We start from the raw sequence: 265 nt of genomic DNA on the forward strand, positions 1-265 counted from the left end.
TGCGTCCTCGCCGGCCATGACGTCGTAGAGATCGGCGCGCGGGCCCTTGGTCCACCACGTATAGCTGCCGGCCTGATATTTCACGCCCGACGCCGCTATCGTGTTGACGAACAGCAGTTGCTTGCCCTTCACCGGCACGAGCGCGAAGCTTTGGCCATTGGCCGTGTTCCAGTAAGTGACGTGCAGAATCTTGCCGGTCGCGCACGTGTATTTGCGCGTCTGGCGGCTTTTGGCCTGAACCTCGTCGAGCTGCGAGGGCGCGGCG

The 265-nt window shown here is 63.4% G+C and carries 1 protein-coding gene; it reads right to left on the reverse strand.

Features of this window, described 5'->3' with window-relative positions; all coding sequences use genetic code 11:
• Positions 1-265, reverse strand: a 265-nt coding sequence (locus SB822_RS57845; RefSeq protein ID WP_410859203.1) for an MliC family protein, incomplete at both ends; no start/stop codon positions are given.

The organism is Paraburkholderia sp. SIMBA_054, assembly GCF_046534875.1.
Lineage (GTDB): Bacteria > Pseudomonadota > Gammaproteobacteria > Burkholderiales > Burkholderiaceae > Paraburkholderia > Paraburkholderia hospita.